This window comes from Massilia niabensis (assembly GCF_042655085.1).
GTDB lineage: Bacteria > Pseudomonadota > Gammaproteobacteria > Burkholderiales > Burkholderiaceae_D > Telluria > Telluria niabensis.
This window is the reverse complement of record NZ_JBHSMU010000015.1, coordinates 951188-967760: the sequence shown is the minus strand read 5'-3', so window position 1 is coordinate 967760 and position 16573 is coordinate 951188. Positions and strand designations below refer to the sequence as shown.

Sequence of the window (16573 nt, the reverse complement as noted above, 5' to 3'; positions counted from 1 at the left end):
GCGTCCTGTTCCTCGTTACGGAATCAGGCGCTCAGCGCGCAGGCGCGCGAACAGGTCGAAGAAGGACGCATCGGTGGCCTGGTAGCCCGTGAAGCCGAGGCGGCGGCTGTTGGCCATGTCGGTCATCACTTCAAGCGGGCGGCCGAGGTCGAGGTCGGTGTGCCAGGCCGAGGCAAGGCGGTCGAGGTCCGGCTCCACCAGGCCGTGGCGGGTCGCGATCTCGCGCCAGAGCGGGCCGTCGTTCGCCATTGCCGGTTCGAGCGGCTGGATCTGGCCGCTGTAGCCGGCCGCCTCCACGCCGAACCATTCCGCCAGCTTCGGCCACAGCCAGCTCCAGCGGAAGACGTCACCGTTGACGATGTTGAAGGCTTCGTTCTTGGCCGCATCTGTATCGGCGGCCCAGACCAGCTGTTTGGCCAGCATGCGCGCGTCGGTCACGTCGGTCAGGCCCTTCCACTGTGCCTCCGAGCCGGGGAACTGGAACGGACGCCCGGTTTCCTTGCACAGGGTGGCGTAGACGGCCAGCGTGGTGCCCATGTTCATGGCGTTGCCGACGGCCAGGCCAATGATCGAGTGCGGACGGTGCACGCTCCAGGTGAAGCGGTCGCGCGCGGCGGCGGCATAGACTTCGTCTTCCTGCGCGTAATAGAAGTTTTCCAGCGGCAGGCGCGGCTGGCTTTCGCGCAGCGGCGTGTCGGGCAGCGTGCCTGAGCTGGCATAGGCTTCGAACGGTCCCAGGTAATGCTTGAGGCCGGTAACCAGGGCCACGTGGCGCACGCTCTTTTGCGGCGACAGCGCGTCGAGCAGGTTGCGCACCAGGGCGGCGTTGACGCGGATATTTTCCTGCTCCGTATCCTGGCGCATCCAGGTGGTGATGAAGACGTGGGTCGGCGCCACGTCTGCCAGCGCAGGGCCAAGCGCTGCGGGGTCGAGCAGGTCGGCGGCGACGTGGCGCACGCCCGGCAAGTCGGCCGGCGCGCGGCGCGACAGGCCGACGACGTTCCAGCCATTGGCCAGGAGTTCACGCGCAACGTGGTTGCCGCCAATACCCGTTACACCCACTACCAGAGCGGTTCGTTGCATTCGATTTCCTTCGCATTCGGTCAAAACCCATTCTAACCGGGTGCGAAAAACCGCGTGCACGGGTGGAAAAAACGGCAATCGTGCGCAGGTCTGTGCCCTGCAATCAAGACGACTGGCGCGCGTAGCTGACCGTCAGGATCTCCCAGCGATGCCCATCCGGCTCGTCCCAATACACATTCCGTCCCCCGGCCATGGTGCCGACCTGGCGGTCGTTCGGGCCCTGCGGGGTGGCACGCCAGCCGATGTTCGCAGCGTCGAGCCGTTCGAGAATAGCGTCGAATTCGGCATCTCCCACGCGAAAGGCGAAGTGTTCGACAGGAAATGCCTCATCGGTCGTGATGAACTCCAGGGTGAGGCCGTCGTTGACATAGACCGGCGCAAAGACGCCGAGCGCGGTCGGCTCCCATGGCACGCCCAGCAGGCCCGCCAGCTGGCGGGCCGCTGCCACCCGGTCGCGGCTTGCAACGATGACGTGGTCGAGTTCGATCATGGTGCGTTCGCGCGGCGTTTCCCGCGCCCTCCTCCGGCATCAGATGATCAGCCTGCCCTCGATGGAATCGTCGAGCGTCTTGCCGATGGCGGCGCCGACTAGCATCTTGGCGCCGGCGATGGCCTGGCCGTGCTTGTTGTCCCAGTAGTAGCCGCCTTTCGGAATCACCTGAATGACGGTAATGCGCGGATCGTCCTCGCCTCCGGTGAACCAGGTCTTGAGCATAAAGTCCCACAACTCCTTGATCTTCGCCTTGTCCTGCGAGACGACCGCCGTCGCGTCGAGTTCCATGAAGCCGGCGTGGGTGCTTTCCTGGAAAAACAGCTTGACGTGCGGATTGGCGGCCAGCTCGGCGTTCTTGTGGCTGTCCTTCGCGCTCATGAACCAGAGGTTGCCGGCCTCGTCCGCCTGGAGCAGGCTCATCGGCCGCACGCCACCGTCGGCTCCCGTGCCGCCTTCGGTGCAGAAGAAGCAGGTCTTGGCCTCTTCGGCCATTTTACGGATGCGCTCCAGAGCTTGCGCGCCATGCAGGTCGCGGTGGTTTTCTTCGGGCTGGTTCTTGTTGATCGAATCCATGGAAGTCTCCTTGTGGCCTCGCGGCCGGTCAGCCCACTCTACGTCGATGCCAGCGCTGTGTATGTTGGCGGACTCACGCTGGCGGCATCAGATCGCGTCGGCGATACCCGGCCCCGCCGCGTCCTGCCCGCTACGGGTGCGCGCGTATTCGGGCAGTCCATCGGCCATGTGCATCCAGCCGAGCCGTTCCTGGACGAAGGTGTGGTCCTGCGGCGGCAGGCTTTCCGGATCGTCGAGGCTGGCGGTGGCGATGTCGATTTCGTCGGGATAGCGGTCGTCCTGGTAGGTCAAGGTGGTGCCGCAGGTCGGGCAAAAGCCGCGCAGCACGTGCGCGCTGGAGCGGAAGGTGGCGGGATTGCCTTGGGAAAAACGCATCTCGACGGTGTGCGCACTGAACCAGGCCACCGCCGGCGCACCGGCGGTGCGGCGGCAGTCGCGGCAATGGCACAGGGTGCTGTGGAAGGCCTCGCCATCGACGACATAGCGCACCGCGCCGCAGTAACAGCCGCCTTGCAACATCATGATTGCCTCCAATGGATAAACGGATTCCTGCTTGGATTCCAGCATAGGCCAATCATGGCGAGCGCTCAAGCGGGGTCCTTCAGGGCTCGCCATCCTCGTCAGACAGCACGGCGGCGGCATGGTTCAGCCAGCGCGCCACCAGCGCCAGCTCGTCAGGCGTGAAACCTGCAAGCAGGCGCGCGTTGAGTTGCTCCAGCACCGTGTGGGCCGTCGCGCTCGCCGCGCTGCCGGACGACGTCAGCCGCAGCCGCGTCAACCTGCCGTCGCGGGCATCGCCCACACGCTCGACCAGATTGGCCGCCTGCATGCGCTTGGACAGGTTGGTCACGGCCGCCGGCGCCACGCCAAGTGCCTGCGCGATGTCGCCGACCGGGGCCTCGTCGCGCGCCGACAGCAGGAACAGCAAGCCCACCTGCGCCGGGCTGATGCCATCCCAGGCTTCGGGACGGCGCTCGATCCAGCGCCCGATCGCCCGCTGCGCGCGAGTGACGAGGTGGACGAAGCGCGGCGCCTTTGCCGGCGGCGTCATGATGCCTCGCTCCCCTGCATGGCACCGGCGCGCGCCAGCAGCCATTCGCCGACCTGGGGCCAGAGCGCGGCGCCACAGCGCTTGCGGAAAAATCCCATGTGCCCGATGCCGGGCAAGCCGGCATCGGCAGGCCGGACCTGGCGGCGTTCGATGGCCGCCCCGGTCACGCCCGACAGCAGCAGGTCCATTGCATGCGGGTTGGCCCATGGATCGTCATCGAACCCGAGCACCAGCAAGGGCGTGCGCAGGCTGGCTGCGCGGCGCGCCGCATCGACTGCCGGGTCGTCGTAGAAATAGCGCGGCAAGGTCGTCCAGCGGCTCCATTCGAGCATGACGCCGCGCGGCAGGTCTTCTCCGAGGCCAATGCGCTTTCCCGGCATGTAGCCTGCGAGCCCGCACAACAGCGGCGCCAGCAGGCGCATGACGAGCCAGACGCGGGCACGCTCGGCCGCGCCGCGGATGGTGGCGGTGACGCCCGCATGCGAAGCGACCAGCACGGCGGCGCGCACCGGCCCGCCGCCGCCCAGGATCAGCGCATGCCCGCCGACGCTGTGGCCCACCGCCAGCAGCGGCACTCTCGCGAAGCGCGCGGCGGCCCAGCGCGTCACGGCCGGCACGTCCTCGTCCATCCACCCGGCCATCGTGACCGTCTCGCCGCGCAGGGTGGCGCCGCGCGAGCGGCCGGTACCGCGGTAGTCATAGGTCAGCGCGCTCATGCCGAGGCTAGTCAGGAAACGCGCAAAATGTTCGTAGAACGCCTGCGTCACGGCGGTGGCAGGATGGATCAGCACGACTGCGCGCGCTTCATGCGCGGGCCAGAGCGTGGCGGCAATGCAGCCCTTGCCTGCAACGGGGATGGTGATGGATTCGGGTGTCATGGCGGCGGATGTCGTTAACGTGTTAACGACATTAGCACCCCTGTGGCCAACCAGGCGCAAAACGGCGCGCCGATTAGAGGGAGCACTCGAAAGGGAGCTTTACGTAGGGTGGGCACTTGTGCCCACGCGGCTTCACAGTCGAGCATTCAAGAAGGTACCGCGTGGGCTCGAGAGCCCACCCTACTCCTCGCGGCAGACTTGACCCTCGCTCTTACAGGAACCGGTCCAAAATCTTCCGGCTGTGCTTGTCGATCCTGAACATATCGCGCACCAGGAAGTTGATCCCGTGGTTGTCCGAGATGAGCAGCGACGCCTCCCCCACCCGGCGGATGTCTTCGTCGACCTTGAGCACGAATTCGGTGTCCCCGCGGTCGGTCTTCACGCTCCAGGTGCAGGGGGTGGCGAAGCTCGACACGCTGCGGATGTGCTCAATTTCTGGAATGAATTCGCGCCCCTCGAGTTCTTCGGTCACGAGCGCGCGGATCCCCTCGGGCGCGCTGGCGAGATCGTCGATCCAGGCGACTTCCTTGCCGCCGTCGCGCACCAGCGAAATGCCGCGCGTCGGCGCTTGAATGGGAAAGGCGCGCACCGGGATCACGCCGGCCACGTCGACGCCGTCCTCGCCCGTGAACACCAGTTTGCCGAAGCTGTCGCGGCGCAGTTGAAATGGGGTGGTCATCACTTAGTCGTCCTTGCCGTCATCATCCATGTCCTGGTCCACGTTGCGCGCCTGCGCTTCGTAGAGGCGGTGGTAGGCGCCTTCGCGCGCCATCAGCACATCGTGGCTGCCCTCTTCCACCACCACGCCCCGGTCCAGCACCACCAGGCGATCCGCCCGGTGCAGGGTGGACAGGCGGTGCGCGATGGCGATCGTGGTGCGGCCCTGCACCAGGTTGTCGAGCGCCTTCTGGATTTCCTTTTCGGTTTCCGAGTCCACCGAGGACGTCGCTTCGTCCATGATCAGGATCGGCGGGTCGATCAGCAGGGCGCGCGCGATCGAGATGCGCTGGCGCTCGCCGCCCGACAGGCCCTGGCCGCGCTCGCCGACCATCGAATCGTAGCCCTGCGGCAGGCGCAGGATGAATTCGTGCGCGTGCGCGGCGCGGGCAGCAGCGATGATTTCCTCGCGCGTCGCATCCGGCTTGCCGTAGGCGATGTTCTCGGCAATCGTGCCGAAGAACAGGAAGGGTTCCTGCAGCACCAGGCCGATGTTGCGGCGGTAGTCGGCCACGGCGAACGAACGGATGTCGACGCCATCGAGCAGGATCGCGCCTTCGGCCACATCGTAGAAGCGGCAGATCAGGTTCACCAGGGTGCTTTTGCCGGAGCCGCTATGGCCGACCAGGCCGACCATCTCGCCGGCCTTGATATTCAGTGAAATGCCGCGGTTCACGGCGCGGTTACCGTAGCGGAAGCCCACTTCGCGCAGTTCGATATTGCCCTGGACCTTCGGCACCTTGACCGGGTTGACCGGGTCCGGCACGCTCGAGACGTGATCCAGGATGTCGAAGATGCGCTTGGCCGCCGACGCCGATTTTTGCGTGACCGAGACGATGCGGCTCATCGAATCGAGGCGCACGTAGAAGCGGCCGCTGTAGGCGATGAAAGCGGACAAGGTGCCGACCGTGATCTCGCCGCGCGAGACCTGCCAGATGCCGAAGCACCAGATCACCAGCAAGCCGAGTTCGGTCAGGAAGGAGACGGTCGGCGAGAACAGCGACCACACCCTGTTCAGCTTGTCGTTGACGGCCAGGTTGTGTTTGTTCGCTTCGCGGAAGCGCACCGCTTCGCGCTTTTCCTGGGCAAAGGCTTTCACGACGCGGATACCGGGAATCGTATCGGCCAGCACGTTGGTCACTTCGCCCCAGACGCGGTCGATCTTCTCGAACCCGGTGCGCAGCTTGTCGCGCACGACGTGGATCATCCAGGCGATGAAGGGCAGCGGCGCCAAGGTCACCAGGGCCAGCCACGGGTTGATCGTGAACAGGATCACGCCGGTCATGATGATCATCAGGACGTCGGACAGGAAGTCGAGCAGGTGCAGGGACAGGAAAACGCAGATCCGGTCCGAGCCACTGCCGATGCGGCTCATCAGGTCGCCCGTGCGTTTGCCGCCGAAGAATTCCAGCGAGAGCTTCAGCAGGTGTTCATAGGTCGTCGAGCGCAAGTCCGCACCCATGCGTTCGGACACCAGCGCCAGCACATAGGTCTTGGCCCAGCCCAGCGCCCAGGCCAGCACGGCGGACGCCAGCAGGCCGCCCATGTACAGGTAGACCAGGCCGGTGTCGATCTTCTGGCCGTTCTGGTACGGGATCAGGACGTTGTCCATCAAGGGCATCGTCAGGTAAGGCGGAATCATGTGCGCGGCCGTGCTGCCCAGCATCAGCAGGAAACCCAGCAGCAGCTGGCCCCGGTAGGGCATGGCGAAACGCCACAGGCGGAACAGGGTCCAGGTCGAGGGCGGCGTGTGCAGCACCTTGGTGCAAATCGGGCACTCCTCCTGGTCGGGTTCCAGCGGCGCCTTGCAGCTCGGGCAGGTGTGCTGCTCGGGCAGCAGCACCGGCAGGCCGGTCTCGACGCTTTTCACTTGCTCGGCAAAGGCATCGACCACGCGGATCGCGTGCAGGTTCTGGCCCAGCGTGAAGCGCCAGCTTGCCAGCAGGCCGTGTTCGTCGACCAGTTCGAGGTGGCCGACGCCGGCGTGGTCGTGGTGGCGCAGCGCCAGGCCCGGTTTGATGGCCCAGTCGCGCCAGCCTGACTCTCCCGGTGCGCGCGACAGCAGGCGGCGGTTGGTGACGACCAGCACGCCCTTCGTAAAACGTAATTTTGCGTCGAGGTCAACCTCCACGCCGGTCAGCGCGTTTTCCCCTAGTGCAAGCTGTTTCCGAACGTCATCGTGCCAGCCATCAGGCAGGAAGCCGGCGGCAAGCGCCAGCGACGTCGGAGAAGCAAGTTGTTGAGTTGTCATTAAGGTGCCACTGAGTTGCTGCCCGTAAGGGGCATGTTCTGGATAGAGGGGGTAACGCGGTAACCGGCTCAGCGGTTTACATGGATTGCAGGAAAATCTGAGTGACGGAAGCTGCTGCGGTGGCGAGAGCGACAGAGCCGGAGTGCCATTTGGCAGAAATCGACACGGCACTGTAAGCTTCGGCCCGGCAAGTATATAACATGTGTGCTGCATAACCGCATTTGGGTGCGGTAGCGCACAGGCAGGCAAACATAGGCAACGCCATCATGGTGAACGAGCGGATACCGATGGCAAGACATCATTACATGACAAAGAAGAAAGACATCCAGTTTCTCCGTGTAACCCACCTGCGCGGTCCGAATATCTGGACCTACCGACCGGTGATCGAAGCCTGGCTCGACATCGGCGAGCTGGAAGACTTCCCCTCGAACAAACTACCCGGATTCACCGAACGCCTGACGCGCTGGCTGCCCGGCCTGATCGAGCACCGCTGCGGCGTCGGCGAGCGCGGCGGCTTCCTCGAGCGCCTCGAGTGCGGCACCTGGGCGGGCCACATCCTGGAGCACGTCGTGCTCGAGTTGCAGAACATGGCCGGCATGAAGACCGGCTTCGGCAAGACCCGCTCGACCGGCGAACACGGCATCTACAAGATGGCCTTCCGCACGCGCGACGCCATCGTCGGCCGCGCTGCACTGCAAGCGGGCCATCGCCTGCTGATGGCGGCCATTAACGACGAGCCCTTCGACATGGCGGGCACCGTGGCGGACCTGACCGAGCTGGTCGACCGCTACTGCCTCGGCCCCTCGACCGCCCACATCGTCGATGCCGCCACCGACCGCCGCATTCCGTCGATCCGCCTGACCGAAGGCAACCTCGTGCAGCTCGGCCACGGCGCGGCGCAGCGCCGCATCTGGACTGCCGAAACCGACCGCACCAGCGCGATTGCCGAAAGCATCGCCAGCGACAAGGACTTGACCAAGAACCTGCTGGCGTCCTGCGGCGTGCCGGTACCGGAAGGCACCCTCGTGCGCAGTGCGCAAGCCGCCTGGGAAGAAGCGCAGGACATCGGCCTGCCTGTCGTGGTCAAACCCGTCGACGGCAACCATGGCCGCGGGGTGACGCTGAACCTGATGACCGAAGCCGAGGTCATCACCGCCTATGCGATTGCCGCCGAAGCCGGCGACAGTAGCGCCGTGCTGGTCGAGCGTTTCGTCCCCGGCAACGAGCATCGCCTGCTGGTGGTGGGCAAGCAAGTCGTGGCCGTGGCGCGCGGCGAGTCGCTGTGGGTGACGGGCGACGGCCACTCCAGCGTGACGGAGCTGGTCGCCAGCCAGATCAACACCGACCCGCGCCGCGGCGAGACTGAAGAACACCCGCTTGGCCGCGTCAATCCCCAGGACAGCGAAATCCTGCTCGACCTGAAGCGCCAGGGCCTAACGCCTGATTCCGTGCCACAGGCCGGACAGAAGGTGCTGATCCAGGTGAACGGCAACGTCTCGGACGACGTCACCGACCTGATCCACCCGGAAGTGGCGCATGCAGCAAGCCTGGCCGCGCGCGTCGTGGGCCTGGACATCGCCGGCATCGACCTCGTCTGCGACGACATCTCGCGTCCGCTCGCGGAGCAGCGCGGCGCGATCATCGAAGTCAATTCGAGCCCGGGCCTGCTGGCCCACATCAAGCCGGCCAGCGGCCAGCCGCGCGAGGTCGGCGCCGCCATCGTCGACCACCTGTTTGCCGAAGGTGAAAACGGCCGGATTCCGCTCGTCGGCATCACCGGCACGCTCGGCACCAGCCTGATCGCGCGCCTGCTCGGCTGCCTGCTGAACGCGGCCGGCAAGCACGTGGGCGTGGCCAACGGCGAGGGCCTGTACCTCGACGGCCGCCAGGTGCAAAAAGGCGACTGCACCGGCTTCGCCTTTGGCGAGCGCCTGCTGATCAACCGGAATGTCGAAGCGGCCGTGTTCGAATCGAACGCGCGCAGCATCCTCGCCGGCGGCCTGCCCTACGACCGCTGCACGGTGGGCGTGGTAACCGACATGGGCAGCCTTGCCGAGGTCGACGAATTCCATGTGCGCGATGCCGAGGCGCTGGCAACCGTGGTGCGCAGCCAGGTCGACGTGATCCTGTCGAACGGCGCGGCCGTGCTGAACGCAGCCGATCCGGAGGTGGTCGAGCTGGCCGAACTGTCCGACGGGCGCGTGATCTTCTATGCGATGGACGAGTTCAATCCGGTCCTGGTCCGGCACCGGGCGAGCGGCGAGCGCGTGGTTTTTGCGCGCAACAACCACATCGTGCTGGCCGAAGGGAACGAGGAAACGCCCCTGCTCGACCTCGGCAAGATCAAGCCGGCCACCGTCAAGCACCCGGCCAGCGTGCTGGCCGCCACGGCTGCGGCCTGGGCGCTCGGCCTGCAGCACGACCTGATCTGCGGCGGCCTGCGCGCTTTCGACGCCACGCCCAAGAAAACGAATTATTAAAAAGCGTCCCGGCCCACCGGGATGACGACAAAGGAATACAGCTTTATGGAAGTATCTCGCGTACGGGCCCTGCGCGGCCCTAACCTCTGGAGCCACCACACCTCGGTCGAGGCGATCGTCGCCTGCCTCCCGGAGGAAGAATCGATCGCCGCCCTGCCCGGCTTCGAGACGCGCCTGCGCTCGCGCTTTCCGCAGCTCGGCCAGTTGCAGCCGCTCGGCCACGAAGAAGACGCGCTCGACCCCGTGCCGCTGGCCGAAGTGCTCGAAATCGTGGCGCTGGCCCTGCAGGCCGAAGCCGGCTGCCCGGTCACCTTCTCGCGCACCACGGCTACCGTCGAACCGGGCATCTACCAGGTCGTCGTCGAGTATTCGGAAGAAGACGTCGGCCGCCTGGCGCTGGACCTGTCGCAGCAGCTGATCGACGCCGCCCGGAACGATGCGCCCTTCGACCTGCAGGCAGCCCTCACCCAGCTGCGCGACCTCGACGAAGACGTACGCCTCGGCCCCTCGACCGGTTCGATCGTGCAGGCCGCCATCGAACGCAACATCCCCTTCCGCCGCCTGACCGAAGGCAGCCTGGTCATGTTCGGCTGGGGCAGCAAGCAGCGCCGCATCCAGGCCGCCGAGATCGACGCCACCGGCGCGATTGCCGAGACCATCGCCCAGGACAAGGAACTGACCAAGCGCCTGCTGGATGCCGCCGGCGTGCCGGTGCCGCTCGGGCGGGTCGCGATCGACCCGGATGACGCCTGGGCCGCCGCCCAGGAAATCGGCCTGCCGGTCGTGGTCAAGCCGAAGGACGGCAACCAGGGCAAGGGCGTGACGGTCAACATCACGACGGAGGAGCAGATCACCGCCGCCTTCCACTCCGCCAGCGAATTCCGCGACGACATCCTGGTCGAGCGCTACCTGCCGGGCCACGATTACCGCCTGCTGGTCATTGGCGACAAGCTGGTCGCCGCCGCGCGCCGCGATCCGCCGAACGTGGTCGGCGACGGCGTGCACACCGTGCGCGAGCTGGTCGACCAGGTCAACCTCGACCCGCGCCGCGGCAACGGCCACTCGACCTCGCTCACCAAGATCCGCTTCGACGACATCGCCCTCGGCAGCCTGGCGAAACAGGGCCTGCAGGCCGATTCCGTGCCGGAAAAGGGCCGCCGCGTCATCCTGCGCAACAACGCCAATCTCTCCACCGGCGGCACGGCCACCGACGTGACCGACGACGTGCATCCGGAAGTGGCAGCGCGCGCGATCGCCGCCGCGCACATGGTAGGCCTCGACATCTGCGGCGTCGACCTGATGTGCGACAGCGTCCTGAAACCAATCGAGCAGCAAGGCGGCGGCATCGTCGAAGTGAACGCCGCGCCGGGCCTGCGCATGCACTTGTCCCCATCGTTCGGCAAGGGCCGCGACATCGGCGGCGCAATTGTCGACATGATGTTCAAGGAGGGCGACGACGGCCGCATCCCGGTCGTTGCCGTCACCGGCACGAACGGCAAGACCACGACCGTGCGCCTGATCGCGCACCTGTTGACCGCCTCCGGCCTGCGCACCGGCATGACCAATACCGATGGCGTGTACATCGAAGGGCGCCGCATCGACAGTGGCGACTGCAGCGGCCCGCGCAGCGCGCGCAACGTGCTGCTGCACCCGGACGTCGACGCGGCCGTATTCGAGACCGCGCGCGGCGGCCTGCTGCGCGAAGGCCTGGCTTTTGACCGCTGCCAGGTGGCGGTGGTGACCAACATCGGCGCCGGCGACCACCTTGGCCTGAACTACATCACCACGCTGGAAGACCTCGCGGTCCTGAAGCGCGTGATCGTGCAGAACGTGGTCGAAGGCGGCATGGCCGTGCTGAACGCGGCCGATCCGGTGGTGGCCGCCATGGCGGAAAACACGAAAGGCGACGTGACCTACTTTGCCCAGGACGGCGGCCATCCCCTGATGGCCATGCACCGCGCCCAGGGCCGCCGTGTGGTGTACGTCGACAACGGCTGGCTCGTCTGCGCCCAGGGCAAGAACGAAACCCGCATCACGTTGCAGGAAGTGCCGATCACGCGCGGCGGCGTCGTCGGCTTCCAGGTCGAGAACGTGATGGCCTCGGTGGGGGCCGCATGGGCCGTGGGCCTGGACTGGGACAAGATCCGCCTCGGCCTGAAAACCTTTGTCGGCGAAAGCGACAATGCACCGGGACGCTTCAACGTCTTCGATTACCGGGGCGCGACCCTGATTGCCGACTACGGCCACAATCCGGACGCGATCGCGGCGCTGGTGTCGGCGGTCGAGAACATGCCGGCCAAACGGCGCTCGGTGGTGATCAGCGGCGCGGGCGACCGCCGCGACCAGGACATCACCCAGCAGACCGAAATCCTCGGCGCGGCGTTTGACGACGTGCTGCTGTACCAGGACCAGTGCCAGCGCGGCCGGCCGGACGGCGAAGTGGTCGCCCTGCTGCGCCAGGGCCTCAGCGGCGCCACGCGCACCAGCCATGTCGAGGAGATCAACGGCGAGTTCATCGCGATCGACCGCGCGCTCGAGCGTTTGAACGAGGGGGACTTGTGCCTGATCCTGATTGACCAGGTGGATGAGTCGCTGGCGCATATTGCCAAAAGGGTCGCCGAGGCTTGATATAAAACCCCATGCTCGCACCCGAACAATTCCTTGGCTTCCTGCTGGCCGCCATCCTGCTCACCGCCTCCCCCGGTCCCGACAACCTGATGGTGCTGGGCCTGGGCATGTCGAAAGGCCGCAGGCAAGGCATGGTGTTCGGCCTGGGCTGCGCGCTGGGCTGCCTGAGCCACACGCTGCTGGCGGTGATCGGCGTGAGTGCAGTGATTGCCGCCTCGCCGGTGGCGTTCACGGCGCTGCGCGTGGGCGGGGGCTTGTACCTGGTCTGGCTGGGATATAACGCGCTGCGTAGTACCGGTGGACAGTCCGCGGCTGGCGCGGCAGCGCCGCCCCAGCCGCTGCGCAGCCTGTTCATGAAGGGCTTGCTGGCGAACGCCATCAACCCGAAGGTGGTGCTGTTTTTCCTGTCGCTGCTGCCGCAGTTCGTGATTCCCGCCAACGGCGACGTCCCGGCGCAGATGCTGGCGCTGGGCGTGACCTTCACGGTGCAGGCGGCGATCCTGTTCGGGCTGCTCGGTTATTTCGCCGGCGCGGTCGGCGGCTGGCTCGAACGCAAGCCGGACGCCGGTAAATGGCTCGACCGGCTGGCGGGAGGCGTGTTCATTGCCCTGGGCGTGAAGCTGATCGTCTCGCGCTAGTTCTTCCGGCGCACCGCGCCGAGCCCCAGCAATCCCAGGCCCAGCATCGCCAGCGTGGCCGGCTCCGGCACTGGCGCTGGCTCGAAGGCCATATCCAGCTGCGCCGAGAAGAATTCGAGCGGGTCGCCGCGGCCGAAGTCGCGCAGGTAGAGCGTCCAGCTGCCGAACATGTCCATGCCGTCGAAGGCCGACAGCGCCCGGGCCGGACGGAAGCTGCCTTCGCGTACGCGCGGGCCGGCGGCGCTGGCCGCTTCGTCGTCGAAGGTCACGCTGACGCGGCCAGCGCCGGAGTTCGGCGCGCCTGCCGTGTAGGTCGAGAAGGCATCCACCAGTTCGACGCTCTCGCCGTTCGGCCCGATCAGCCGCAGGCTGAATTCGTTTTCGAACGGCGAGCCGGTGCCCAGGCAACGAGTGCCGGTCGGGCCGATCGGCGGATCGTCGCATTTCGAGAATTCGACCGTGATGTTCAGGTCAGTCACCGTGCCGCGGGTGGTGACGTTCAAGGCGCGCGTTGCCTCGCGGCCGTCGATATTGCCATACTCCGTGTTGGTGGCGACCACCGCAGCGCAGGCGCCGGCGGAAATCAGGAAGGTAAAGATTGCGGCAGCAAGACGGCGTGCAGCGTGGCTCATTTGTCCTCCTTGTTAGTGATATGTGCAATTAAGCAAGTTTTGCGCCATGCAGCAAATCTTCTGCAAAATCAGGGGCTTACTGCCGCGTATGCAGGCGGGATGAGGCAGGTGTAAGAACCGTCGACACGGCGTGCGCGCCTCAACAGCGCGCCACGCGCTCCAGCAGCGCCGCCACCTCTTCCGGCACTGCCGGCTTGAGCAGGTGCTCGTCGAAGCCGGCCTCGCGCGAGCGGCGCCGGTCGTCCTGCGCGCCCCAGCCGGTTAGCGCCACGAGCGGCACCGCTTCCAGGCCGGGGAGCGCCCGGATCGCACGGGCGGCGCCATAACCATCCAGGCGCGGCATGCCGATGTCGAGGAAGGCGATGTGCGGAAGAAACTGCGCGGCGAGCCGAACCGCTTCCTCGCCGTCGTGGGCCACGCGCGTAAGGTGGCCCGACAACTCCAGCAAGGCACGCAGCGTGTCGGCGGCATCGACGTTGTCGTCGGCCACCAGCACGCGCAGGCGCCGGGACGGCAGGGTGCCGGCGCTGCGCGCCACACCCGATTGCAAGTCCGCCGGCACATTGGCCTGCACCGGTTCCTGCGCTTCGCCAAGCGGCAGGCGCACCGTAAAGGTGCTGCCCTGCCCGGGACCTGGGCTGGCGGCACTCACGCTGCCGCCATGCAGCTGCACCAGGTGACGCACCAGCGCCAGCCCGATCCCGAGGCCTCCCTTGGAGCGGTCGATGCTGCGCGCGACCTGGGTGAACATCTCGAACAGCATCGGCAGCGAGTCGGCCGCGATGCCGATCCCCGTGTCGCTTACCGCGATCGCGACTTCGCTGCCAGATCCCCGCACTTTGATGTCGATCCGCCCGCCCTGCGGCGTGTACTTGGCCGCGTTCGAGAGCAGGTTGCTCAGCACCTGGCTGATGCGCACGGCGTCGATGTCGAGCAGCAGCGGCGCCTCCGGCATCGCATTGGGCCACTCTACCGCCAGGGTATGGCCGGCCGCCTCGAGCAGCGGCAGGCTGGTTTCCACCGCGCTGCCGACCACCGCCTGCAGGGCGACGCGCTCGATCCTGAGCACCACCTTGCCGCTGGAAACGCGTGCGATGTCGAGCAAATCGTTGATCAGGTGGACCATGTGGCCAAGCTGGCGCTCCATCATCGCGCGCACGCTGGCCTGCAGTTCCGGTTTAGTATGCGACAGGCGCAGGATCTCGAGGCCGTTGCGGATCGGCGCCAGCGGGTTGCGCAGCTCGTGAGCCAGCGTAGCCAGGAATTCGGACTTGCGGCGGTCGGCCTCGACCAGCGCCGCGGCTCCCCGCACCCGTTCGATGTGGGCCCAGCAGCGCTCGACCACCGCTTCGATCAGGGCCACCTCCTCCCCGGTCCAGGCGCGCGGGCCGCTCTGGTGCACCGCCATCATCGCCACCAGCTTGCCGCCTTTGACCAGCGGGCAGCACACGATGGCCTTGATGCCGATGGCGTTGAACATCCCCGCCCCGTCCTCGGGGGCCAGCTCGCGGTCGACGTCGCCCACCACCAGGTTGCGGCCGACGCGCAGGTTCGAGGTGGCGCGCGAGCCGAACAGGTCGAGCGAATACACGCCGGCGGTGCTCATCGCCCCGGGGACGTGCCAGTCGTGGCGGATCGTGAAGCGGTCGTTGTCGGGTTCCAGGTCGGCGTAGGCCACGCGCGTCACGCCCAGGTGCTCGCCGAGCAGGCGCGTTGCCTCTTCCATGATCGCCTTGGGATCGGCCGCGATGCGGGTCGCTTCGCCGATCGCGTCCAGCAGGCGCAGGCGCTCGCCGGCGTGGTGCTGTTCGGTCACGTCGACCCCGGTCGCGGCCACGAACAGGATGCGCCCGTCATCGCCGCGCACCGGGGCGAACATGATGTTGGTGCGGCGCTCGCCGCCGGCGGCGACGAAGTACGGCAGCGCGCGCCGCACGGTCTCGCCGCCGGCGGCCGTCAGCAGCAGCGCGCGCACCTCGCCGGCCAGCGTGTGCGAGGGGCTCCACCAGCCGCAGTTCCAGAACGGCCGGCCGCGCACGTCCTCGCGCACGACGCCCGCCGCGTCCAGCGACACGCGGTTGACCTCGACGACGACACCATCGACGGTCATCAGCGCGGCGAAATTCGTGGCCTGGTCGAAAAAGGCGCGGAACTTGGCATTCGCTTCGGCCGCCGCCAGCGCCTCGCGCGCGGCAAGCTGGGCCTGCGCCTCGGCTTCCTTGCGCTGCGTGATGTCGAGCGTGGCGCCGACCATGCGCTGCGGCTTGCCGTCCGCATCGAAGAACAGGCGGCCGCGTACCCCGATCCAGCGCACGGCACCGTCCTCCGGCCCGACCGCCCGGTACTCGCCGCGGTAACGGCCGTCCGCGGGCGGCGCGGCCAGCATGGCCGCGAGCTCGCCCTGCACGCGTTCGCGGTCCTCCGGATGCACGGCCCGGCCGAGCGTGCCGGCGTCAACCGGCGCGTCAGGAGTCAGGCCGAAGTGGGCCCGGGCGGTTGGGCTCCAGCTGGCCACGTCCCTTTTCACGTCGTGCTCGAACAGGCCGAACTCGGCGGCGTCGGCCGCAATCTCGAGCGTTTCCTTGCTGGCCGCCAGTTCGGCCAGGGCGGCATCGCGTTCGCGTTGCGACCTGACCGTGTCAGTGGTATCGGCGCAGGTGCAAAACACGCCGACGATAACGCCCGTCTCGTCGCGCAACGGCGTCGCCGAAAAGCGCACATGGATCTGCTCGGGACAGCCATTGTGGTGCACGATGAACGGATGATCGTCGGCCCAGCTTGGCTCGCCGCGCAGGGCGCCTTCGAACATCGGCCCGACGATGTCCCAGATCTCGGGCCAGACCGCGCGGAAGGGCTGGCCCAGGAGGCGCGCCGGATCGCTGCCGCGCGCGCCGAGCATGGCGCGGTAGGCGTCGTTGAACAGCAGGTGCAGGTCCGGCCCCCAGGCCACGAAGCCCGGCTGCCCCATCCCGAGCATGATGCCGACCGCGACGCGCAAGGCCGGCGGCCACGCGTCCATCGGTCCGAGGCCGGTCCCGGACCACGCCGTTTCACGCAGCAAGGCTCCCATCTGGCCGCCACCGGACGCGAAGGCAAGGCTGGAGGCGGGACTGGAGGGAGCGGGAACGTCGAACATGGGTGGCCTGGGA

At 67.1% G+C, this 16573-nt stretch carries 13 protein-coding genes; 3 read left to right on the top strand and 10 right to left on the bottom strand.

The window, feature by feature from the left end:
* Positions 1–15 precede the first annotated feature (15 nt).
* From ACFPN5_RS18770 to ACFPN5_RS18735, 8 genes are all read right to left on the bottom strand, one after another.
* On the bottom strand, positions 16–1083 hold the full coding sequence (locus ACFPN5_RS18770) for an SDR family oxidoreductase (protein WP_379785307.1): 1068 nt from the start codon (positions 1081–1083) through the stop codon (positions 16–18).
* Positions 1084–1186: 103 nt separating this feature from the next.
* Positions 1187–1573, bottom strand: a complete 387-nt coding sequence (locus tag ACFPN5_RS18765) for a VOC family protein (protein ID WP_379785306.1) — start codon at positions 1571–1573, stop codon at positions 1187–1189.
* Between the two features lie 39 nt (positions 1574–1612).
* Positions 1613–2149 carry a pyridoxamine 5'-phosphate oxidase family protein gene (locus ACFPN5_RS18760; RefSeq protein ID WP_379785305.1) on the bottom strand — a complete coding sequence of 179 codons (537 nt, stop codon included), beginning with the start codon at positions 2147–2149 and terminating at the stop codon, positions 1613–1615.
* 87 nt (positions 2150–2236) lie between these two features.
* Positions 2237–2671 (bottom strand): GFA family protein, encoded by a 435-nt coding sequence (locus ACFPN5_RS18755; protein WP_379785304.1) that lies wholly within the window; start codon positions 2669–2671, stop codon positions 2237–2239.
* 79 nt (positions 2672–2750) lie between these two features.
* Complete coding sequence (locus tag ACFPN5_RS18750) at positions 2751–3200, bottom strand: MarR family winged helix-turn-helix transcriptional regulator (RefSeq protein WP_379785303.1); 450 nt, start codon at positions 3198–3200, stop codon at positions 2751–2753.
* The gene (locus ACFPN5_RS18745; RefSeq protein ID WP_379785302.1) at positions 3197–4078 is read right to left on the bottom strand and encodes an alpha/beta hydrolase family protein; all 882 of its coding nucleotides are present in this window, start codon (positions 4076–4078) and stop codon (positions 3197–3199) included. Before ACFPN5_RS18745 ends, ACFPN5_RS18750 begins: the two co-directional genes overlap by 4 nt.
* Before the next feature lie 211 nt (positions 4079–4289).
* On the bottom strand, positions 4290–4757 hold the full coding sequence (locus tag ACFPN5_RS18740; protein WP_379785301.1) for a cyanophycin metabolism-associated DUF1854 family protein: 468 nt from the start codon (positions 4755–4757) through the stop codon (positions 4290–4292).
* A gap of 3 nt (positions 4758–4760) precedes the next feature.
* Complete coding sequence (locus ACFPN5_RS18735; RefSeq protein ID WP_379785300.1) at positions 4761–7046, bottom strand: cyanophycin metabolism-associated ABC transporter; 2286 nt, start codon at positions 7044–7046, stop codon at positions 4761–4763.
* A gap of 305 nt (positions 7047–7351) precedes the next feature.
* Here ACFPN5_RS18735 and ACFPN5_RS18730 point away from each other — a divergent pair, with 305 nt between their 5' ends.
* The 3 genes from ACFPN5_RS18730 to ACFPN5_RS18720 are packed head-to-tail and all read left to right on the top strand — an operon-like array spanning position 7352 to position 12792.
* On the top strand, positions 7352–9526 hold the full coding sequence (locus ACFPN5_RS18730; RefSeq protein ID WP_379785299.1) for a cyanophycin synthetase: 2175 nt from the start codon (positions 7352–7354) through the stop codon (positions 9524–9526).
* A gap of 45 nt (positions 9527–9571) precedes the next feature.
* Entirely contained in the window at positions 9572–12154 is a 2583-nt protein-coding gene (gene cphA, locus ACFPN5_RS18725; RefSeq protein ID WP_379785298.1) for a cyanophycin synthetase, read from the top strand.
* 11 nt (positions 12155–12165) lie between these two features.
* Complete coding sequence (locus ACFPN5_RS18720; RefSeq protein WP_379785297.1) at positions 12166–12792, top strand: LysE family translocator; 627 nt, start codon at positions 12166–12168, stop codon at positions 12790–12792.
* On the opposite strand, the gene ACFPN5_RS18715 is transcribed toward ACFPN5_RS18720, so the two are convergent.
* Entirely contained in the window at positions 12789–13424 is a 636-nt protein-coding gene (locus ACFPN5_RS18715; protein ID WP_379785296.1) for a PEP-CTERM sorting domain-containing protein, read from the bottom strand. The two genes, ACFPN5_RS18720 and ACFPN5_RS18715, sit on opposite strands and share 4 nt — an antisense overlap.
* A 139-nt stretch (positions 13425–13563) precedes the next feature.
* Positions 13564–16560, bottom strand: a complete 2997-nt coding sequence (locus ACFPN5_RS18710; RefSeq protein WP_379785295.1) for an ATP-binding protein — start codon at positions 16558–16560, stop codon at positions 13564–13566.
* Positions 16561–16573: the final 13 nt, after the last annotated feature.